Source organism: Agarivorans sp. MS3-6 (assembly GCF_054112545.1).
In genome coordinates, this window is sequence record NZ_CM134202.1 from 1,382,194 (window position 1) to 1,405,204 (window position 23,011).

The 23,011-nt window shown below is 43.4% G+C and carries 15 protein-coding genes and 1 tRNA gene; 5 read left to right on the plus strand and 11 right to left on the minus strand.

Annotation, left to right across the window (positions count from 1 at the left end; translation table 11 throughout):
• Positions 1 to 11: 11 nt before the first annotated feature.
• The 5 genes from ACVFI8_RS06295 to ACVFI8_RS06315 form a co-directional block, all read right to left on the minus strand.
• Positions 12 to 881, minus strand: coding sequence for a phosphorothioated DNA-binding restriction endonuclease (locus tag ACVFI8_RS06295; protein WP_457873385.1), 870 nt, complete (start codon positions 879 to 881; stop codon positions 12 to 14).
• Positions 871 to 6,441, minus strand: coding sequence for a DNA phosphorothioation-dependent restriction protein DptH (gene dptH / locus ACVFI8_RS06300; RefSeq protein WP_457873386.1), 5,571 nt, complete (start codon positions 6,439 to 6,441; stop codon positions 871 to 873). The genes ACVFI8_RS06295 and dptH overlap by 11 nt, the downstream gene beginning before the upstream one ends.
• The gene (gene dptG, locus ACVFI8_RS06305; RefSeq protein WP_457873387.1) at positions 6,422 to 7,777 is read right to left on the minus strand and encodes a DNA phosphorothioation-dependent restriction protein DptG; all 1,356 of its coding nucleotides are present in this window, start codon (positions 7,775 to 7,777) and stop codon (positions 6,422 to 6,424) included. The genes dptH and dptG overlap by 20 nt, the downstream gene beginning before the upstream one ends.
• A gap of 1 nt (position 7,778) precedes the next feature.
• Positions 7,779 to 9,428, minus strand: a complete 1,650-nt coding sequence (gene dptF / locus ACVFI8_RS06310) for a DNA phosphorothioation-dependent restriction protein DptF (protein WP_457873388.1) — start codon at positions 9,426 to 9,428, stop codon at positions 7,779 to 7,781.
• Between the two features lie 299 nt (positions 9,429 to 9,727).
• Positions 9,728 to 9,814 (minus strand) — tRNA-Leu (locus tag ACVFI8_RS06315).
• A 205-nt stretch (positions 9,815 to 10,019) separates the two neighbouring features.
• Between ACVFI8_RS06315 and ACVFI8_RS06320 the strand changes: the two genes are divergently transcribed.
• Entirely contained in the window at positions 10,020 to 10,490 is a 471-nt protein-coding gene (locus ACVFI8_RS06320) for an RDD family protein (protein ID WP_457873389.1), read from the plus strand.
• 36 nt (positions 10,491 to 10,526) lie between these two features.
• On the opposite strand, the gene lptG is transcribed toward ACVFI8_RS06320, so the two are convergent.
• Together lptG and lptF are read right to left on the minus strand one after the other, a co-directional pair.
• Complete coding sequence (lptG, locus tag ACVFI8_RS06325; RefSeq protein WP_248714322.1) at positions 10,527 to 11,594, minus strand: LPS export ABC transporter permease LptG; 1,068 nt, start codon at positions 11,592 to 11,594, stop codon at positions 10,527 to 10,529.
• The gene (gene lptF / locus ACVFI8_RS06330; protein ID WP_248714321.1) at positions 11,578 to 12,693 is read right to left on the minus strand and encodes an LPS export ABC transporter permease LptF; all 1,116 of its coding nucleotides are present in this window, start codon (positions 12,691 to 12,693) and stop codon (positions 11,578 to 11,580) included. The genes lptG and lptF overlap by 17 nt, the downstream gene beginning before the upstream one ends.
• A 193-nt stretch (positions 12,694 to 12,886) precedes the next feature.
• Here lptF and pepA point away from each other — a divergent pair, with 193 nt between their 5' ends.
• The 4 genes from pepA (at position 12,887) to ACVFI8_RS06350 (ending at position 18,613) form a co-directional block, all read left to right on the plus strand.
• Positions 12,887 to 14,395, plus strand: coding sequence for a leucyl aminopeptidase (gene pepA / locus ACVFI8_RS06335; RefSeq protein ID WP_248714320.1), 1,509 nt, complete (start codon positions 12,887 to 12,889; stop codon positions 14,393 to 14,395).
• A gap of 129 nt (positions 14,396 to 14,524) precedes the next feature.
• Entirely contained in the window at positions 14,525 to 14,971 is a 447-nt protein-coding gene (locus ACVFI8_RS06340; RefSeq protein WP_248714319.1) for a DNA polymerase III subunit chi, read from the plus strand.
• A 14-nt stretch (positions 14,972 to 14,985) separates the two neighbouring features.
• Positions 14,986 to 17,847 (plus strand): valine--tRNA ligase, encoded by a 2,862-nt coding sequence (locus ACVFI8_RS06345; protein ID WP_457873390.1) that lies wholly within the window; start codon positions 14,986 to 14,988, stop codon positions 17,845 to 17,847.
• 64 nt (positions 17,848 to 17,911) lie between these two features.
• Positions 17,912 to 18,613, plus strand: a complete 702-nt coding sequence (locus tag ACVFI8_RS06350) for a DUF445 domain-containing protein (protein WP_248714317.1) — start codon at positions 17,912 to 17,914, stop codon at positions 18,611 to 18,613.
• Positions 18,614 to 18,628: 15 nt separating this feature from the next.
• Here ACVFI8_RS06350 and ACVFI8_RS06355 read toward each other — a convergent pair whose 3' ends face one another.
• The 4 genes from ACVFI8_RS06355 to parC form a co-directional block, all read right to left on the minus strand.
• On the minus strand, positions 18,629 to 19,375 hold the full coding sequence (locus tag ACVFI8_RS06355; protein WP_248714316.1) for a substrate-binding periplasmic protein: 747 nt from the start codon (positions 19,373 to 19,375) through the stop codon (positions 18,629 to 18,631).
• 97 nt (positions 19,376 to 19,472) lie between these two features.
• The gene (gene rraB, locus ACVFI8_RS06360) at positions 19,473 to 19,850 is read right to left on the minus strand and encodes a ribonuclease E inhibitor RraB (protein WP_248714315.1); all 378 of its coding nucleotides are present in this window, start codon (positions 19,848 to 19,850) and stop codon (positions 19,473 to 19,475) included.
• Positions 19,850 to 20,632, minus strand: a complete 783-nt coding sequence (locus ACVFI8_RS06365; protein ID WP_457873391.1) for a 1-acylglycerol-3-phosphate O-acyltransferase — start codon at positions 20,630 to 20,632, stop codon at positions 19,850 to 19,852. Before ACVFI8_RS06365 ends, rraB begins: the two co-directional genes overlap by 1 nt.
• A gap of 74 nt (positions 20,633 to 20,706) precedes the next feature.
• Positions 20,707 to 22,998, minus strand: a complete 2,292-nt coding sequence (gene parC, locus ACVFI8_RS06370; protein WP_457873392.1) for a DNA topoisomerase IV subunit A — start codon at positions 22,996 to 22,998, stop codon at positions 20,707 to 20,709.
• Positions 22,999 to 23,011 lie beyond the last annotated feature (13 nt).

A 23,011-nucleotide genomic window follows, 5' to 3' on the forward strand; every position in this document is an offset into this window, starting at 1 on the left:
ATCGATAAGAATCATTTAAATACTTCTTTCTGATGCCAATTCAAATATCCAACGTTTGGCAACCACTTATCTCTTTTTGGTAAACGTATTAATTTGTCTTCAAAATCAAAAAATAATCGTTGTGCTTGCTCTCCACCATTAAGACTTTCTGACAGTTTCACTTTAAAATCTTCAGCGATTGAAAACGCACCTTTATCAAAAGCTTTATGATGCACGGCACAGAGTGTTAGCCCATTGCTTACATCACAGGGACCATGAAACTGCTTCCACTTGATATGTGCAGCTTCTAAACCAACGGTTACTTCATCCATTTTGAGATCATAGCCACACACTGCACATTGATAGTTATATGCACGGAGTACTTCTTTCCTAAAATTAGGATCGCGCTTTTGCACATTTCTTATCACTAAATCAACACCTAACTGTGTAGCAATATCAGGAATAAGACTTTCGGGAAAGCTCTCACTTAGAATCAGTTCAATCAACTCCAAAGTTAATTGGTGGTTTCCTTTTAAAATGGCATAAGCTTGGTCGTTAAAGCCAGCGGTTACTCCATGTTTGAATAACTCAGCTTTCGATGGATCTGTATTACTCTTACGAGACTTGCAATCTTCATCATTGTTTACCGCCCAAAAACCATCATTTTTTAAACGCCAAAATGGATATTCAGGATGATAAATGGAGCGTTGAGGCCCAAAACGTTTTAGCAGATCTTGTACATCTTTATGGAACGACTCTTCATATAAGAAGAACTGATGATGCCCATGAAAGTACTGAGACAAAACATACGCCATCATAATTGGCTTATTCGGTGCACGTTGGTCACTACGCGACCAACGCTTAACACCCAAAACTGCTACTTTAAGCTGATCAGGTGTCACTAAGTAACTCCCAAAACGCTTTATCACGCATCTTCTGAATTTTCTTGGCTCCATCAATATACAAGCTGCAATGCTTCTCAAGCTTGTTAATGCTTTCCATTAGCTTGTCTTGCTCGGCTTTCTCGTTCACTCCAAAGATGGCTTTGATATCTTGGTTTTTGATTTTAGCAACACGGTGTACAACCCAGGTAAGTACATAACTTGAGTAATCATTCTCGCTGGTTTGGAAATGAGTAATATCTTGAGTGGATAAGATCATGCCTACTCCGTATTCGCGGCCTTCTTTAAGTATTTTTCGAAGGCTTGGGAAGTTTTGCGACATAAAGTTATCAGCTTCATCCACCAAGATCATTTTGGTTACTTGGCGGTAGTCACCCTGCACAACTGGCTTTCCCTGCTTTTGCATTTGGGTGTAAAACAAGTCTAGGGTAAGTGCTACTACTAAGTTCTGAATTTCCCCCGGGTAGCCTGCTAGCTCAATGACTGTAACCCCGCTAACAAGCTCATACAGGCTTTGGCAATTGGCGCTGTTGTCTTCAAATATCTCTAGGTCATTGAGGCTCTCTAGTGCAGCGTAGAGTGAATCTTCGTCGGGTTCACTTTCGATAAACAAGGCCCAAACATCAGCAATCGTTGGTGCCGGTTTAGTCCAAGTACTTGCATTCGCTTTATTGATACCAGCATTTTCGTAGGCCTCGCCTACTAGTTTGCGTAGTCGTAGCTGCTGCTTTTGGCCCAAGTTAAAGGCCTTCCCCATGGTTTCAGAAAAACCGCGCGCCGTATGTACCGGCAGCATTGGCATATCACCAAACAAGCTTAAGGGGTTATATGGCAATTTGTGTAAATTGTAGTTTTTACCGCTGGTAGCATCTTGAAATTGGGTATCGACATAATCAGATTTGTAATCGAACACAAGCATGCCAATTTGAGCACCACTTACATTGTCTGCACGATTGCGATAAAGCTGGGTGAGCACAGATTTGGTAAACTGCGTTTTACCAGTACCCATGGTGCCAATAATACCGGTATTGGTATTCATAAATTTGGCGGTATTGGTTGGTTCCCAGTTGAGGGGGGCTTGTGTTGTTGCGTTGCTACCAAAAAGCACCGTTAAGTTAATCCCAGAAGCTACTGGCTCTATTACAACTTTTGTTTCTAACTCTTCGAGGTCTTTTGGTACTGGATCTAATTTTATATCAATTTTGGATTCAACTTTCGGTTCGACATTAGGTGCAATACCTCGACTCTTAAATATAGAGCCGTCAGCAAGGGCCCTTGTTTCAAAACTAGTATCAACAACATGTTCCACATCGTGGCCACTGCCTGTTGTTTCCTGATTCTCTTTGGGGTTTTCAGTATCGAATGAGTTATTCATTAAACAATCACTTTTGGTCTCACTTTCAAATTCAGAGAGGGTCAGATCGCAATTGACTTCGAAAAAGTCAGACAGAGCTCGAGTGTCAAAGCCATTTAGTTCGTATTGGCTGCGCACCCCTTTCATGCTTGGTTTACCTGAACTTGCTAAGTTTTGTTTAATCGTTGCAATAATTATCGCTTTTACGGCTTCGATTTGTTCGTTTATTTTTTGTGCTTCTTCATCAAATTTGTTCACATCTGTTGCTGGTTTTTCTGGTGTATAGCCAACATTATTTGTATGCGTTTCTTTTGGTGGCAGAGCTTGAATTGGCGTCGTCTTTAGTGACTCTACTGTTTTTATTGGCGCAGCACCGAAGCTTGAATCATCTTGCTGCTCAGGATTAAGGATAAACTCCAGTGGAACATGGCACGTTTTACTTATATCGATGACATTTAGCATGTCTTGCAAGGGCGTTTTAACCAATGTCGGTAGCAGTCCCATTGGCAAATCTATTTTTAGAATGCCATCTACCATCTTATAATCGGGCTCTAGGCAGCTGGCAGAGTCTAAGTGACTTACAACAAAACCCTGGGGGTAATCTGCAATGCTTGCGAGCTTGTAGTCGCCTTTAAGCCAAAACTCTTTGTTAGCCAACAGCAAATCAAAGTAATTTGGACTAAACACTTTGTATAAGTTGTATTTGTCCACTTGCATAAGTACCTGGCGTACAAACAAACCTTTATAAAGCTTGCTAGCCAAGTTTGATTCACCTAACAACTCTTCACTTAGATACCTGCCTAGCTCCTTAGCTTGTTTTATTGCTTTGTTGTAGTCAGGCCGAGCCCCAGTTTTTACTTCGACCGGCAGTATGTATAAGTTCTGGTCTCTAAATCCAACCAACAAAACATCATCTGAGATTGCACCTTGCCGATACCCATTCACATTACGTGAAAAATCACTTTCAGACATTTTGAGGCCGATATTACCTGAAACTCGAATCATTTCGGCCACAGACAAGGGCACCCAAGTAATATCAGATTTACACACTAAACTTGTAACAAACTTATAAGCTCCAATAACACCTTTGCGCTCTTTGTTAATCGTGGGTGAGCAGGTCATCATTTTAAGCAACCAGTCACCATTAAAGGCGTTAAATTCGTTAATTTGTCCGCCATCATCTTGTTCGATTAGTTTATCAAACAAACGGCGTTTTGCGGTTACTGTGATGGCATCATAGCTAGACGAACTTGTGTACTGATCCGAATAGTGAATCAGCACCACGTCTTCGTTGCTATGAAAGAAGTCTAAGGTGACTTTGGGGTCAATGATTGTGGTCCACATTGAACTACTGTAGGAGCGCTCCAGTAACTCTTTAAAGTCGTCACTTACAGCTAGTGCCACAGCATTAGCACCATGATAAGGTGTGTTTGCCTTTAAGGCCGGTTGAATCAAGCTTCCCATAAGCTTAGCAAGCTTTAAATGCGGAGCGTTGCTGTAATCTATGTGCTTTAGGCCAAAACCGGTAAAATAGGAACCTGATTTTTGCTCTGATGCTTCGCCAGCTAGCAATCCGCCACAAGCAATACCACTAGCCATATCGTCGATTGAGACGTTAGCAAAATCAACCTTGTCGTTGTTTCTAAAAAAACTTAAATGCGCATAAGCCTGGCCATCTTTTTTAGTCTGCGAGTTGCTAAATTTACTATAAGTTAAACGCGTTCTCATGCTGTCTATAATGGTGTCAGCTTGCTCACGTACTTTACCTTTGTTTAACTCCAACCATTGCTTAATTTCATCATAGTTCGCTGTTTCAGCGAAACGATCAAAGGCGTTAAAACTTAAGGTCTCATCATACAAATTTATGTGTATAGCGGTTGTATTGTTTAGATTGGCTCTAAAGAAGTCAGATAGTCCGAGAAACAGTTCTTCAGCTTGTTCTTGGTTTACGGCATTGATAATGATGCTTTTCCCACTTGCCTCAAATAATTGGGCGAATGATGATTGAAATTCATCAATTTTTTCTTTTACAAGTTTACGTACAAAACTTAGGCTACTTTGCTCTTGTGGAACACTTTTTATCCAAAAAAAGTTTTCTTTAATGTGTTGGTTGATCGAATACTGATGCTTAGGATGAAAAACATAAGGCAGCAGGCCTTTGGGCGATAATCGTTCTAAGGTAATTTTAGGCAGTGAACCAAAACTGTTGCTTTCGTCATTGATTATTTGTTGAGTAAGATTCACATAATAAGCCAGAATCAAAGGATGCAATGGCGAGTAGTATTCGTCCTCTCCATCAAGGACTATTCCTATTTTCAAGCTAAGCTTTTGAGCATCCGTTAAAATTTCTCCAGTGGGGATAGCCGCATAAAATTGGAGACACGATTGCACTACATTATGAGCAAGCTCCAAGAATTCAGGGCCCCAAGACACCAGCGAAGGCAATGTTTTCTTTTGTTGTAGATAATTAAATAGAGCTTGGTATGCGGCAAAAATACTTGGGTGTATATCTAAAAGATCTTCCAAGCTTATTTGATCATCATTAAGCAGTGAAACTACCTCTTCCTTTAGGCATTGCTCTTCCCATCGAAGTAAGTCACGCCTTAAGCCTGGTACTGTAAACTCACTGTTGTCGATACTAACTTTGCTTTTTTGCGAATAGAATTCACCATTGTATTCATCATTGAATAGCTTGTTGAATCGCCCTTGATTTAACAGCAGAGGCAAATTTAGAGAGTCTGTGGCAACAGCCCCTTCAATGTTAAAACACAGACTATTTTCACCAGACTTAACAGAAAAATTTATGACATCGGCTTCATTGGCTAGGTTTTCAAAATCAACCCAACCACAGTTGGCAACATTTGCTGTTTGGCCTGAATCGGTAATCTGACAAATATCTCCAACTGACTCACCGATCTGTAACTTATTCGCTTCCATATTCAGAGTAAGTCGTTTTTTAGAAGGCTCGACTAGGAAATGGTTTTTAAAAGCATCAACATAAAACTCATTGTTACGTAGTACTAAACATCTAAAGTTACACGACTCAGATTTGTTTTCGCGCTTAAGTGCGAGGGTAAAAAACAGCGGCTCCTGATGATAACTTGCTCTTAGAGTTGCGCTAGCCCCATTAAAACTGTTTCGCGCCGATATCAATTCTTGCTTGTTTAAGGCTTTTTGGGGAACAATCCCAAATTGCTTTTTGTCGAGATTTGAAGCGCCTTGAAATGATATTTTTAGTTCAAACTCATTCACGCCTTCATCAAGAAGAATGATCACTTGCCGGTCACGTTGGCCGGCTTTAGTTTCAGAGCGGGCTCGTGCAATAAATGTTGAACCGTCGCTCGTTTGTTCCCCTTCTAAAACTAACTTTTGCTGGGAGTTGCGCTTTTTCTCTTGCACATAAGCTTCAAAATCAACATCTTTCCACGCATCGGTTTCGCTGAAGTGCTCTTCAATAAACTTATCACCTAGAAATTTCAGGCGTTCTTTTAGCATGTTTGGGTAATGCTCAACCTCGAACGACAGACCTTGGTATAGCTTTCGATTTTCTTCCAACCGACGTTTTATCTGATTTTGATTACCACTCATCTGCGCAATGAGAGGGTCTTCAAACATGCCTAATTCATTGAATCGTAAATCGCCATCTTCTACAGCGTTATATAGCGATTCAAAGCCAAACATAGTCGCGCCATCGTCAGAAATAGCGGCAAACTGGTCGTCAAGCAAACAAAACGATACATCTTTACCTTTATCTTGTAGGTCAATTAATCCCTCTAAAGAGATTTTTATTTTGCTAGTACTCCACACCTGATCTTTGCCTGCTAGATCGTCCGCAGAGTTTATTAAGGTATCAAGTAAACTGTTATGTATAACAACTAAAGCGCAGCCTTTGAGTACTCCGGTTTGATTTGAAACTTCGTCTCGCAGATGCGAGATGTAGTTTTCGGAATATCCATCTGGGTTCTTAGGATCGTCACTATGCAGAACAGGTAAAATCTTTGTATCGCCACTAATAATATATGGGATATTTATACCATTGCCGGCGTCAATGCTACCATTTGCCTTTGCCAGCATTGCATGGTGCAAACGAATGCTGTTGGCAAAAGCGGGAGATTTAAACTGATAGCGAAAACCAGCTTCGAAAACGCCTCGCCCATCACCTAGAAGCTGTTCAACCAAAAAATCTTCAAATGGTTTTACGGACATATACTGCGTCTCCACTATCGCTCATGCGTTCTACATTACCAATGCGCTCATAAAAACTGATGAGCTCTAATTCTGTCTGTTTGTCTACAAATACACCACGATTCTGGAACTCAACAATTAACTCATGAAAGCGAAGTTTGTCGCTCGCCCCAACCACCAAGTTGGTTAGCAAAATCACGTAATCTTGATTGAGAACAAACACCTTTCCTGAGCGGCCTCTGCTTTGAATGAAACTTTTGGCTAAACTCTTTTCCACCTCATTAACATACTTTTTGTTAATCGCTGGTCTTTCCGTTGTGCTATCAGCAAACTGTGCATTAGCTAAAACAATAATATTTTCTAGCCAATCTAAGGCACTCTCAGATTCTTGAAAATAGGTACTCAAATTACGTTGCGAGCGAAAAGCGCGCGCAAAATTACGCAGGATGTCGACCAAGTTGTCTTTTGCTGAAGACTCAATGTCTTTTGCTATTTTCCACAACGGATACTTTTCAGTTTTAGGTGTTGGCTGGAGTAACTCCAGCATGGTTAATACAGGGTAAAGCTGTTTACTGGTTTCATGGAACAATTTATAACCGTGATTTTGAATATGAGTTCTTTCTATACTTGCCTTTTCATGGTCCATAATAAAATAAAGTGGTTTTGCTTTCGGTTCTTGCCCGCTTTTCCAATCTGGTATAGATAAACTCAGCTGCGCTGTATAGCTAAATGCATAAAACGTTAGCAGTTGTTGAAATTCACTAAGAAGATACTTAGGTTTTGTTGCAAGAAATTGGATGTCCTGCTTGAATGCTTGTGATAAAAACGGCAAGTATGGCGCTTCTTTAGGGCCAGTTTGTTGCGTTTTCTTCATTTGATTTTGGAGTACTAGCAACATTTCTTTTTCGACAAAATTAACTTGCGCATCAAAGCGTTCGATTTGTTGGTTTTGCGCCAAACTGTTAAAAAGAGATGCGATTCTTTGGTCACTTTGGGTCCGAATTTCCTTTTGGGCACTAAATAGTGAAAATTCAGGGCTAACACTAAGAATATCTTTATTTTTGAAATACATATCCTGCAAGACTTGCCAAAAATCCTTATTACTAAGCTTTCCTTCAAACTTGCTCTTACAAGCTTCTTCAAACTGCTCAAAACTGTAACTTTTAATTTCTTGGCGTAATAATCCTCTTAGCACTAAACCAACAACAGCATCCCAATTAAACTCATTTCCTTTAGTCCTAATCGGTAAAAAGCTGTTTAAGCTATTTTTATTGGGAATTCCTTCACTATCAGCACTTGAGTAAGCGGTTTGCGGAAGGTTCTCGTTTATTGGGTACGTATGTCTATCGATATTCATATTAGCTACCACTCACTTCAAAATACTCATTACCATCATTGGTAATTTTGTACCTTTTACTGTCTTTGAAGATAAACAACACATTGTTGTCGCTGGCTGCCTCTACGATTTGCTCAATAACCTCATCGAGCATTAACACAGCATTTTTATCATGCTTATTGGGTCTATAGCCTTGATTTATTCGCAATAACAGTTCGAGGAAATTTATGGATATAGAAACGGCGATAGAGACAGGTTCTGAGTGCCTTCGATCTACACAAAAATAAGCGTTGAAATACCCCACCTTGGTCGCATCTTGTTGATGAATTCGACTAAAATCGGGTTTTACCTCTAATTCAACTGCGCTCTTATACCCATTGAGATCCGATACAAAGTAAGTATCTTTATCCATTTGAGGGGCATTGCGATTACAGTAACGATGAATCGCCGAGATCAATACTTCTTTGTAGAAACGACTTAGCTCCCTTCTGGTATGTTGATGGCCGTTAAACTCTTGATGTATTAACCAGTTTTTAGAATAAAGTTCGACTATAGACAACTCAAAATCTTGCTTGAGCTCGTCAATGTAATCGTACGAAAACTGCTCTTCATCCTTTAAAAGGTAAATTAACCGTAGAAATGAATGCGCGTTTCTAACATCTAGCACTCCCAACTGGCTAATAGCTTGTTTAAAGCCATCGAGTTCTTTATTCTCAATGCCTAAGCCAAATTCTAAGACAAACTCATCAAATTTTTGAGTGTGGATATTACTTGGGTCAAAGCTTTCTATGTTCTCTAGTAGTTCGTTGTCAGCACCTGAAAAAATATTATTAAATAAGTAGTCATCTTTAGCCAATACTTGAAACACAAAGTCTAGTAATGCTCGAGCATTCATAAACTGGTCTTTTACCAAGCGCGACTTTAGTAACAACGAAATTAGATTTTTTCTGACAGACTCCAAACTTAATAAAGCGTAGTTTGCCCCCAATTTAGAAAAACCAAGTTTTGCTCGTTCATTTTCATACAAAGCATAAAAAGGATTTTCAAGGGTAGCTGAGGTGAGCTTCTTAATGAAGTCATCGGCAAACTTGGAGGTATTACCATCGTAGGCTAATGAAAATTTAGGAAACTTTTCAAAATCAATAAAAATACAATTTTGGGGTAGTTCACTAGCTCTGTTTTCCAAGAAGCTCTTGATCCACTTTATGATTAAAGTGTTTTGAGCTGAACCCTCTTCGGCATAATTGCCAAGCATTCCAATATTAATGCCGACTACTAAGGACTTTGAGCCGCTAGTAAAGCCCTCAAAGAGCCGGTCTAAGGTTTCAATTGCTGTTTGGTGAGGGTCAAAACTGTGCGTTGCATCAAGGTGAAAATAAGCTCTGTTAGCATATTTAGATGAATATTTGGTCAAAATCTCGGACTTGCCATCACCACTACTTCCGCATAAAAAGATTAACTTTTTTTCGCCAACTGTTGATATTTGGTTCAAGGTTGATACAAATTCGGTTTCAACATCCGTTTCGATATACAAATAGCGCTTATAAGTATCAAGCAAGTTAGAGTTAAGCTCTTTCCTCTGGGTAGCTACTGCATATGGCGAAGACTTTGACAGGACACTGAGAGCATCAAGAAAGGTAATTGCTGACTTAAAGTTGTAATCAGTTGACATTGTTCCCCGGCTAAGACTTTATAAACAGTTTTGTTAATTTGATACTACCAACCTACTTTAATAGGCACAATATTAGCTGTAGAAATTTTAGCTAAACTGTTCAATACATTGAGCTTCCTACCATTCTGCTAAGAAACTAGCCAATACTAAAGTTTGATTTCATTAATTATTGATATATTACGAACGGCAATTAGGTATTTGTTCTGGTTTTATTTCGTCGAGTAGTACTGAAATATCAACAAGGTAAGGATTGAATTTAAGGCACAAAAAAGCCGTCACTAGGACGGCTTTTTCTAATTTGGTACCAGAGGCCGGACTTGAACCGGCACGTTATTTCTAACGGGGGATTTTGAATCCCCTATGTCTACCAATTTCATCACTCTGGCATTTGTTTTACTCGCCTTAGCGAGTGATTGGCATTATAAGCTGCGTTTTAAGATTGGCAAGCGCTTTTTAACCAATAAGGCGCTAAGTGTTTAAGAATTGCGCTAGCGCTATGCTTATTCGGCCTAAGCGGCAAAAAATGACGATTAATTACTCTGTGCCCGCTAGTTTTGCTAAAATGCGCAAAATTTCTGAGGGTTAACATAGATGAGCCAAGTTTCTTCTTTTGCACAGCTTCCATCAGCCGGCTTTTTTCGCCGACTCGGTGCTTACATATACGATGCTGTAATGGCAATTGCCATTGCAATGGTTGCCACCATGATTGGCCTAGCGATGGTTGCGCTGTCCACCAGCATGGGCTGGACCGTTTTACCCGAGGGCATAGAGCACGCGAACTACTTAGTATCGCAAATTTGGTTTCAGGGATTGATGTGGGGCAGTATTATTTTGTTCTATATTTGGTTTTGGCATAACTCGGGGCAAACCATTGGTATGCGCGCTTGGCGACTACGGGTGCAAAATAAAGACGGCTCTAACATTAGCTATTCGCAGGCTTTAATTCGCTTATTTACCTCTGCACTGGGCTTAGGCAATTTGATGGTTATTGTCACCAAAGACAATACTGCTTTTCAAGATATGTGGGGCCAATGCAAGGTGGTAACTTTACCTAAAAAGTAAGCCCTCTAGCCCCCCAGCGAAGATTAATCGCCTCGCTTATGCGCGGCGATTAATAAGATAAAAAGCAATCGCTAGCACTAATACACTAGGTATAGCGGCACTAAAATAAGGTGGCACCCCATAAACTAGGCTCATTGAGCCAAGTACCTGATCCAAAATATAATAACTAAAGCCTGCTACCACACCTAACATAATTTTGGCCCCCATGCTGGAACTCCGCAATGGGCCAAACACAAACGACAAGGCCAGCAACATCATAATACCGGTTAATATCGGCATCATTAATTTGCGTGCTAGGGCCAGCTCGTAGCGCGCTGGGTCTTGCTTGTTTTGCTTTAAATAACCGATATATGAGTACATGCCAGATATCGATAAATCGTGCGGCTTAATGGTTACCACACTCAATTTATCTGGTGTTAGTGTGCTGCTCCAAGGGTAGTCGTCATACACCTGCCTAATCACTCCGTCATCACTGAAGTCTGTCACTTTTGCTTGGCGAATGATCCAGCGGTTTGAATCATAAAAGGCTTGGTTACCTTCCACTTGTTGATAAAGCTCGGCGTCATCATTGAAGCGATAAATGGTAATATTAAACAGCTCTTTGCTCTCTTGAACTTCTCCAATATTTACAAAGCTGTCACCATCTTTAGCCCATACACCGCGCTGCACGGCAACTAATGCCCCACCCGATATTTTGCTTGAGCGCAGCTCTTTAGCGGCTAAATCGGTACGCGGAGCCACATACTCGCCTAATAACATCATCGCAATCATCATTGGCACAGCGGTTTTTACCACCGCGGTGGCAATATTCAACCTTGATAAACCGGCGCTTTGCATCACCACTAGCTCACTGGTGCTAGCCAACGAACCTAAGCCAATTAATGAGCCTAATAAGGCCGCCATAGGAAAAAATACTTCCAACTCTCGCGGCACACTAAGTAGTACATACCAAAGCGCATCAACCACTTGATAATCACCTTGGCCAACACTGCCAAGCTGCTCCACAAACTTAACGATCATGCTCAGGCTTTGTAAGGTAACCAGTACCAGCAGGCAAGACATAATAATGGTGCGCCCAATGTACCAATCAAGAATTCGAAACACAGGCTTTTCCTTTAATCTTTCCACGCATTTTTAAGTAGTATTCACTGCGAATAAACAGGTACGCCAAGGCTATAACCAGCATCAATAAATGCACCGACCATAAACCAATATGAGGCGCTAAGCTGCCATCTTCCACACCGCTGCGTGCAGCACTTAGCATCAGGTAATAACTGAGGTAAAGTAGTATCGCCGGTAGCAATTTAGCATAACGGCCTTGTCGAGGGTTTACCGCTGCGAGTGGCACCACCATAAAGGTCAAAATGGGAATGGTTAAGGGCAACGATATTCGCCACTGCAATTCAGCAATGTGCGTTAACTCAGTGGCCCCCCATAAATCACGAGTAGGCAAAGACCATAAGCGCCTTTGTGATTGGTTACCTTCCTGTTGGCGTAAGTAAACCCTATAGCGCTCAAAATGCAGCACGCTATAGTCTAGTTGTTCGGGCGCTTTCTCATAACGTTTACCGTTCGTCAGCACCATCCATTGCGAACCGTCAGTGCGTCGTTCAATACCGCCTTCTGCGGCCATGACAACCGAGGGGCGAGTATCTGAATCACCTGAAGGCGTATGGGCAACAAACACTTTTTCTAAGTGTTGGCCTTTATTTTCAATTTGTTCAACAAAAGTAACAACCCCCCCACCTAAAGATTCAAAGCGCCCCTGAACTAATACCGAGATCCCCGCTTCGGCGTCCATTTGATCAAATAGCTTTTGTTCGAGTTCATTGGTATAGGGGCTGAGGTATAGGGTATTAAAGCCAGCAGCAGCTGTTGAGAACAGTGCCAAAATCAAGGTGTCTCGCAACAGCTGGGCAGTACTGTAGCCGCAGGCTTGCAATACCACCATTTCACTATCAGCGTATAAACGGCCGTGAGCCACCAAAACACCAAGAAACATGCTTATTGGCAAGATAAGAATCAAAAAGGCCGGCATATTTAACAACATAACCTTAGCGATGATTTCGCCGGCTACATTGCCTTCTGCCGCTTGCCCCAAGACTCGGACAAATTTTTGTGAGGTAAAAATCAACAGCAAAACGGCCAACACTGCCAGTTGCGTTTTTGCAGTTTCTTTAAACAGATAGCGGAATATTAGCACTCAGTCATTCACTTCAAACATAGAACTTTGCTGGTAATAGCAAAATTTTCAGATAAACTTTCTATTTTTTACAGTTTCGCATAGCAATATGCGCCTGTATAACCCATATTTGTTTAATCAGCAGACAAGATCAGTAATCAGATCCTAGTCAGTCGGCTATCTTAACCCAGTTTTGGTGATTGTAGGAGTATTCATGGAGTTTAGCGTAAAAAGCGGCAGCCCGGAAAAACAACGAAGCGCGTGTATTGTTGTTGGAGTGTATGAACCACGCCGTTTATCACCAGTAGCCGAGCAACTAGATAAAATCAGTGATGGCTACATCAGCGCCTTATTGCGCCGCGGTGACCTAGAAGGTAAAGCCGGACAAGTATTGTTACTGCATCATGTACCTAACGTATTAAGTGAACGGGTATTGTTGGTAGGTTGTGGTAAAGAGCGCGAGTTAAACGAGCGTCAATACCGCCAAATCATTACCAAAACCATTAATACCTTAAACGACACAGGTTCTATGGAAGCGGTATGCTTCTTACCCGAGCTACACGTTAAATCACGCAATACTTATTGGAAGGTTCGTCAAGCGGTTGAAACCACCCAAGAGAGCTTATATAGCTTTGATATGCTTAAAAGTAATCGTGAAGAAACCCGTCGTCCACTACGCAAGATTGTGTTCAATGTGCCTACTCGCCGTGAATTAACCATTGGTGAAAACGCCGTGCAGCATGGTTTGGCGGTAGCCCGTGGGGTGAAACATGCTAAAGATTTAGCCAACCTCCCGCCTAACATTTGTAACCCCGCTTACTTAGCCGAGCAAGCTAAAGAGCTGGCTGAAAAATACGACAACGTTACAGTAAGTACCCTTGGCGAAGCTGACATGGCCGAGTTAAAAATGGATTCTTACTTAGCGGTAGGCCGCGGTTCAGAGAATGAATCAATCATGAGCATCATTGAATATTGTGCCCCTGGCTGCGAAGACCAAAAACCGATTGTATTAGTAGGTAAAGGCCTTACTTTTGATTCAGGTGGTATTTCACTAAAACCAGGCGCAGGCATGGATGAAATGAAATATGACATGGGTGGTGCTGCGGGTGTATACGGCACAATGAAAGCTCTTGCAGAGTTACAACTGCCGCTAAAAGTAACCGGCATCTTGGCTGGCTGTGAAAACATGCCAAATGGCAATGCCTACCGCCCAGGTGATGTGATTACTACGATGTCTGGTATCACCGTTGAAGTGCTTAATACCGACGCTGAAGGGCGCATGGTATTGTGTGATGTTCTTACCTACGTAGAGCGTTACGACCCAGAGTTAGTCATTGATGTTGCCACCTTAACCGGTGCATGTGTGGTGGCTTTAGGTCATCACACTAGTGGCTTAATGACTCCACATAACCCACTAGCCCATGATTTGCTAAACTGTGCAGAGCAAAGTGGCGACAAAACGTGGCGACTACCATTAGGTGAAGAATACCAAGAGCAGTTAGCCAGCAACTTTGCTGACATGGCTAATATTGGAGGCAAAACTGCCGGTTCAATTACCGCAGCCTGTTTCTTATCGCGCTTCACCAAAAAGTACAACTGGGCTCACCTAGATATTGCCGGTACCGCATGGAAAACCGGTGGAGAGAAAGGTGCAACCGGTCGACCAGTGCCGCTGCTTACTCAGTTTTTACTGAGTAAAACAGGACAAGAAGTCGAAGAATAAGCACTAAGTTATTTGCTACCTACAGGGAGCTTAGCTCCCTGTTTTGGTTTTTAACGGGCTTTGCCTTTTAATGTTTAGTGGCCGCGGTTATCGTTGCCGAGCTTATTTCAAACAAGTAGTCTCTAGCGTATGCAAGCGAAATTTTATATCATGCCCGATTCTGTCACCACTGACAGCGAAGCGCTCGATAAAATAGTGTGCCAAATAGTTGCGCAGTATTACAGAAATGGTGAACGCATTTTTGTTTATACCTCATCGCAACAACACGCCGAGCGGCTTGATGAACAGCTGTGGAAATTTGAGCCAGAGCAGTTTGTCCCGCATAACCTCAGTGGTGAGGGCCCCCAAGGTGGGGCGCCTGTCGAGATATCTTGGCAAGCACCTAGGCAACGCCGCCAGTGTTTAGTGAACCTCACAGATACCGCGCCCGAGTTTGCCAGGAATTTTCAACATATTATCGATTTTGTGCCAGCAGATGAAACCGGCAAGGCTGCGGCTAGAGAACGTTATCGAGTGTATCGCCAGCAGGGTCTACAATTAGACACTGCCGCATACACAAACCCAGACATTACATAGAGTCAGTACATCCAATGGAAAAGACCTACAACCCTAGCGCTATTGAACAGGCGCTTTATCAAGAATGGGAACAACAAGGCCATTTTAAGCCGCATGGCGACACCTCTAAAGAGGCGTTTAGCATCATGATCCCACCGCCAAACGTCACTGGCAGCTTGCATATGGGACATGCTTTTCAAGACACCATTATGGATACGCTGATCCGTTATCAACGCATGCAGGGCAAAAATACCTTGTGGCAAGTGGGTACCGACCATGCAGGTATTGCGACCCAAATGGTCGTAGAGCGTAAAATTGCCGCTGAAGAAGACAAAACTAAACACGATTATGGTCGTGAAGCCTTCATCGACAAAATCTGGGATTGGAAAGCAGAGTCTGGCGGTACCATTACCAAACAGTTACGTCGATTAGGTGCCTCTGTGGATTGGGAGCGTGAGCGCTTTACCATGGATAAAGGCATGTCTAAAGCGGTAGAAGAAGCCTTTGTACGTTTGTACGAAGACGACCTCATTTACCGTGGCAAACGCCTAGTAAACTGGGATCCAAAGCTACACACCGCTATTTCAGACTTAGAAGTTGAAAATAAAGAGCAAAAGGGCCACATGTGGCACCTGCGCTACCCGCTGGCCGATGGTGAAACCACCAGTGAAGGCCTTAACTACCTCGTGGTAGCCACCACTCGCCCAGAAACAATGCTTGGTGATACGGGTGTTGCGGTTAACCCAGACGATCCCCGTTATAACGGCTTAATTGGTAAATTTATCGAATTGCCTTTGGTTGGCCGTCGCATTCCTATTGTGGGTGACGAACACGCCGATATGGAAAAAGGGACTGGTTGTGTGAAAATCACACCAGCCCACGACTTTAATGACTGCGAAGTCGGTAAGCGCCACCAATTACCAATGATCAACATTCTTACCTTGAATGCTGACATTCGTGACGAAGCAGAAGTATTTAATACAAAGGGTGAGCCATCAAAAGCCTACTCAACCGACATTCCAGCCGAGTACCAAGGCCTTGAGCGCTTTGCGGCCCGTAAAGCCATTGTTGCCAAGTTTGATGAACTCGGTTTACTAGAAGAAGTGGCAGAGCATAACAACACCGTTCCTTATGGAGACCGTGGTGGCGTAGTGATTGAGCCAATGCTTACTGACCAATGGTATGTACGTGCTGCCCCGCTAGCTAAAACAGCAACCGAAGCGGTAGAAAATGGCGATATTAAATTTGTTCCACAGCAATACGAGAACATGTACTTCTCGTGGATGCGTGATATTCAAGATTGGTGTATCTCTCGCCAACTTTGGTGGGGACACCGCATCCCAGCTTGGTACGACGAGGCAGGCAAAGTGTACGTAGGCCGAGATGAAGCCGAAGTACGCAGCAAACATGGATTAAGCGACGACATAAGCCTTCGCCAAGACGAAGATGTCCTTGATACCTGGTTCTCTTCAGGTTTATGGACCTTTGCCACCCAGGGCTGGCCAGAGAAAACCCCAAACCTTGCTACCTTCCACCCGAGTGACGTATTGGTAACGGGTTTTGACATTATCTTCTTCTGGGTTGCCAGAATGATCATGATGACTATGTACTTCATCAAAGACGAAAACAACAAACCCCAAGTGCCGTTTAACACCGTGTATGTCACAGGGCTTATTCGCGATGAGAACGGCGATAAAATGTCTAAATCAAAGGGCAACGTGCTTGATCCTTTAGATATGATAGACGGCATCGATTTAGAAAGCTTAGTCACTAAGCGTTGTGGCAACATGATGCAGCCACAGCTTGCCAAAAAGATTGAGAAAGATACCCGTAAAACCTTTGAAGGTGGCATTGAAGCCCATGGCACCGATGCTCTGCGTTTCACCCTAGCAGCAATGGCGACCACTGGTCGTGACATTAACTGGGACATGAACCGCCTTGAGGGCTACCGTAACTTCTGTAACAAGTTATGGAACGCCAGCCGCTATGTATTAATGAATACCGAAGAGCAAGACTGCGGGAAAGACGGCGGCGAAATGGAATTTTCACTGGCTGATCGCTGGATCGAAGGCCAGTATCAAGAAACCATTAACGCTTACCGCGAAGCCCTAGATACTTACCGCTTCGACATTGCCGCTCAGCTAATTTACGAATTTACCTGGAACCAGTTCTGTGGTTGGTACTTAGAGTTAACCAAACCGGTATTGTTCAAAGGTAACCAAGCACAGCAACGCGGTACCCGCTATACCCTGCTAAATGTATTAGAAAGTCTGTTACGCCTAATGCACCCGATTACGCCATACATCACCGAAACCATTTGGCGCCAAGTGGCACCGTTAGCCGGTAAAGCGCAAGCTAGCGATAGCATTATGCTGCAAGCCTTTCCTGAGTTTGACGCATCACGCATTGACCAAGCAGCGGTAGCCGATTTAGAGTGGCTGAAACAGTTCATTCTAGCGATTCGTAATATTCGTGGTGAGATGGACATTAGCCCTAACAAACCACTTAGCGTATTGCTGAAAAATGCCTCTGCTGAAGACTTACGTCGCTTGAACGACAATGCTCCGTTCTTAGCGTCACTGGCCAAACTAGAAAATACCACCGCATTGGCCGAAGGCGAACAAGCTCCGGCCTCAGCAACCGCTATTTTGGGTGATATGGAAATATTGATCCCAATGGCTGGCTTAATCGACAAAGACGCCGAGTTAGCACGGATTGGCAAACAACTTGAAAAACTAGAAAAAGAGCTAGCTAAAGTGTCTGGTAAGCTGTCTAACCAAAAGTTTGTGGCGAACGCACCTGAGCAAGTGATTGCTAAAGAACGTGCCAAGCTAGAAGAAATGGAAAGCGCTAAAGCTAAGCTTGTGGCTCAGCAAGAGACTATCGCGGCACTGTAAAACACCGCCTATAAAAAAGTCCTCCCCATGGAGGACTTTTTTGTTTTTGTAGAAAGGAGCAAATATGAATAAAAGCTTAATCACTAATCTGATAACTTTGGCCTTAGTGAGCTATGGGCATTTTGCGAATCAGCCGCTGGTGTTCTCCATTGGTTTATTTGCTTTATCTGGCGCGGCAACCAACTGGATAGCTATTCATATGCTGTTTGAAAAGGTGCCTGGTTTATATGGCTCGGGGGTTATTCCTGCCCGATTTGACGACTTTAAGGCTGGTATCAAGCAATTGATGCTTAATCAGTTTTTTACTGCTGAAAACATCGACCGATTTCTATCTGACGCAAGCGGCAAAGCGGTGCAGCTCAATTTGCGCCCAGTGATAGATAAAACCGACTTTAGCCCGGCCTACCATGCTTTAGTTGACACCATTGAAAGCTCATCTTTTGCAGGAATGTTAGCCATGGTTGGCGGTAAAGATGCGCTGACCCCCCTAGAGCAACCGTTTGTCGAAAAGCTGAAAAACGCCGTGATTGAAATTAGCGAAGACGAACAATTTTGTGAAGCGCTACGCGAAGAGCTTGAGCAACCAGAACACCTGGGTGATGTACAACAAAAAATAACGGTAATCATTGAGCAACGTTTAGCTGAACTCACCCCAAAATTGGTTAAGCAAATTATTCAAGAAATGATCCGTAAGCACCTTGGCTGGTTAGTGGTTTGGGGCGGCGTATTTGGTGGCTTATTTGGACTGGTTAACGGCTTAGTATAAAACCTAAAGAGCGCGCTAGTCGCGCGCTTCTAATTTGTGCTGATTGAGTATGGCGCTTATTTCACCGCTATCTAACATGCTTTGTATAGCAGTAGAGATCTCTTGCCTACGTTGCAACAGCGGTGACTGCTTAGACACTGCCAAATAAACATTTCGCTCACTATACTCAACGTAATGGGCATGTTTAAACCACTGGCTCAGCCCCTGTTGCTTGAGGAAGTTGTCCCCTTCAATACATGACATAATGACCGTATCGACGCGATCCCCTTTGAGTAAACGAAACAAACTCACATCATCAATGGCTTCATGTTTTGATATACTATCGTCATTATCAAACCGTTCAAAATAGGCTACTTTGCTTTGCAAACCCACGGTGATACTGGATAGGTCTTGGTAGCTGTTAAGCTCTACATCAGTTCCTCTATGTAGATAAAAGCAATGGCTTTGCTTGCTACGATACGGCGGGTCGATAAACGCCATGTATTGCTCGCGTTCTGCAGTTTTGAGCAGCCCTGTCATAACATCGCTTTCGCCCAGTACCATGTGTTTCAGGCAACGCTTCCAGCCACAGCCCTTAGTCTCTAACTGCAAGCCTAAACGCTGGCTCAGCTCTGTGAGAATGTCGATTTCAATGCCCGATAAACGTCCATCAGGCTCAAGCTCTCGCCAAGGGGGCCAATGGGCGTTGGCGGTGGTCAGCGTTTGCTGGGCCAGCACCGGCCAACAGAGCAAACATCCCAACACCACGAATCGTTGAATCACTGCTATTCCTTTAGCCTGTAGTCATCATGTCTAGTACTAATCAGTGTAGCAAAAAAAAACGACGCTATAGCGTCGTTTTTTAACAAATCTTCAACAACTAGTCTTCCTGCTCTTCGTCTTCATCCGACTCAAAGTAGGTACCCCAGCCATCATAAGTCACCTTATTCTTTTCGGCGATGTTGGCGAGGCTTTCAATATCTTGCTTAATTCCAGCAGCGTCTAAGGGCGCTTCAACAATCACATCGAAACACCATACCTTATCGCCATCTTCCCACTCTGCTTCTTCGGCGTCACTGACTTCATAGCCAGCTTTAAATACGTCTACTGCCGCTTTCTCAAGGATCTTAAAGTCTTTACAGGCGATGTGGTGCTCAATGGTGTATTCAGCATCAGGATCACTGCCGTCAGCCAACAATTCTTGAATAATTAAATCGGTTTCAGTTTGCCAATCAGCAATAAGTTGTTTGGTACTCATTAATTCTCTCCTGCCATCGCTTTGCTAGTGTCGGTGATATTACGTTGATGAACCTCTGCATAGTCGGCGGCTTCACCGCGTGCTTCCATGGTGAGTTCATAAATACGCTGTTCCATTTGCTGATGCAAGCCAGCGATTTCAGCACGTAAATTACTCTTCCAATCGCTCACGTCAATTGGGCGGCCTACTTCTACAATCACTTTGCCGTTATTCCAACGGTTAAGTTTTACTTGGCCGTGAGTAGACGAACAGCAAATAGGCAGCATGGGCACTTTAGCTTGCATTGCTAAATGAAACGCACCGGTTTTAAACGCTTGCAAGCCACGTCCATAGCTTCGTGTACCTTCTGGGAACATCCATACCGACAAGTGGCGTTTATCAATGGCCTCAGCGGCTTGCTTAATCGTATCCGCAGCTTTACTACGGCGATCTCGGTCGATCAAAATATTACCGGTAATCCAGTAAATTTGACCAAAAAACGGGATCTTCGCCAAACTCTTTTTACCGATGGATACCACCCCTTTACGCAGCGCAAATGGTAGGGTAAACATATCGTAACTATTTTGGTGGTTAGCTACCCACACGCCTTTCTCAGGCAAGTCTTGAGTAACAAATCGCACCTCAACCTTAATCCCAACGAAACGCCCACACTTGGCGATCAATACACCAATCTGATGGACCAAATCTGGATGTCGTGGTCGAGTTAAGCAATACAAGATCACAAACGGAAATGCCGTTAACATCACTACGGCAATAAATATAATTCGAATAACAGCTAACATAGCACCCCCATTAAAACAGCCAGCAGTATACTTGCTGATTTTTCGGTGAACAAGTGTAAGCTGAAAAACTTAAGCTAAGCATCATCTTGATTAAGCTCTTCGGTATCTATTGCGATTGTTTCAACCTCAATGGCGTCAACCCGTTGCAGGCCACGCGGCAGCTTGTTACCTCGGCGGCCACGCTCTCCTCGATAGTGGTCTAAATCACTCGGTTTTAAGGTTAACTTACGTTTGCCTGCAAATAGCGTCACCGAAGCATCATCGGGTACGACACTTAGCAAGGTCACAAACTCTTCGCGGTTTTTAACCCTAGCAGAAGGGATACTAATCAGTTTATTCCCCTTGCCTTTAGCTAACTCAGGCAAGCTAGTTAACGGAAATACCAGCATGCGGCCTTCGTTAGAAATAGCCAAGCAACTATCTTTTTCGTAGTTATGTACTTCAATGGGTGCAATCACTTTGCTCCCAGCGGGTAGGTTCAAAAAGGCTTTACCGTTTTTATTTTTACTGAGCATATCGACAAACTTACCGATAAACCCATAACCCGCGTCTGAAGCCACCAAATAGCGTTGCTCATCATTAGCCATTACGACATTACAGAACAACTCCCCGGGGGCTAAATTAAATCTCCCCGTTAAGGGCTCACCTTGGCTACGCGCAGACGGAAGTGTATGCGAATCTAAAGCATAACTTCGCCCGGCTGTATCAAGAAACGCCGCTTGCTGGTTGCTGCGCCCAATAGCGCTAGCGAGGAAGGTATCACCGGCTTTATAACTTAGCCCATGCGCATCCACTTCATGGCCTTTAGCGGCACGCGCCCAGCCTTTCTCTGATAGCACCACGGTTAAGGCTTCATTTGGCATTAGCTCTTTTTCGCTTAAGGCTTTGGCTTCTGCACGAACCATTAAGGGTGAACGACGCGCATTGCCATAAGTTTCAGCGTCGGCTAATAGTTCTTTCTTAAGCAAGGTGCTCATACGACGTTCGCTGCCTAGCAGCTTTTCTAGCTTGTCGCGCTCTTCAGCTAACTCGGCTTGCTCACCACGGATCTTGATTTCTTCTAATTTGGCCAATTGGCGCAATTTAATTTCAAGGATCGCTTCGGCTTGTTTATTCGATAAACCAAAACGTTCCATTAAGGCCGCTTTAGGATCATCTTCGGTGCGAATGATATCAATCACTTCGTCAATATTGAGGAACGCAATTAATAAGCCATCCAAGATATGTAAACGCGCCAGTACTTTATCCAAACGATATTGCAAGCGGCGACGTACCACATCACGACGAAAACGCAGCCACTCGCCCAATATCTGAACTAAACCTTTCACTTGCGGGCGATTATCTAGCCCCAGCATGTTGATATTTACTCGGTAGTTTCGTTCAAGATCAGTAGAGGCAAACAAGTGGTTCATTAACTGATCAATATCCACTCGGTTAGAACGAGGCACGACGACAATGCGGGTTGGGTTTTCATGATCAGATTCATCACGTAAATCCACCACCATAGGCAACTTTTTAGCTTGCATCTGCGCCGCAACTTGCTCGAGTACTTTAGAGCCAGACACTTGGTGCGGCAAGGCGGTAATCACGACTTCGCCATCTTCGGTATGAAATACCGCACGCATTTTTATTGAGCCACGACCGCTTTCATAGATTTTACGAATATCTTTAGCAGGGGTAATTATCTCTGCTTCAGTGGGGTAATCAGGCCCTTGCACATGCTGTAACAAATCATCCAGCTGCGCTTTGGGGTTATCTAATAGATGCACACAAGCACTGGCTACTTCTTTGACGTTATGTGGTGGAATATCAGTCGCCATACCCACCGCGATGCCGGTCACACCATTTAATAAAATGTGTGGTAAACGTGCCGGTAATACCTTGGGTTCGTTCATGGTGCCATCAAAGTTCGGCGTCCAATCACAAGTCCCCTGACCTAGCTCACTGAGTAACACTTCCGAAAATTTAGAGAGCTTCGCTTCGGTATAACGCATAGCCGCAAACGATTTAGGATCATCGGGCGCCCCCCAGTTGCCTTGTCCATCCACCAAAGGATGACGATAAGAGAACGGCTGAGCCATTAACACCATGGCTTCATAACAGGCCGAATCGCCATGGGGGTGGTACTTACCCAATACGTCACCCACGGTACGTGCTGATTTCTTATACTTAGCGTTAGCCGATAAGCCTAATTCAGACATCGCATAGATAATGCGTCGCTGTACTGGCTTGAGGCCGTCACCAATATGTGGCAAAGCCCTATCCATGATCACGTACATGGAGTAATTTAAATACGCCTGCTCTGTAAATTGACTCATTGAGAGGCGTTCTACGCCTTCTAAACTGAGATCATTAGCATCAGTCATGCTCTATAACCCT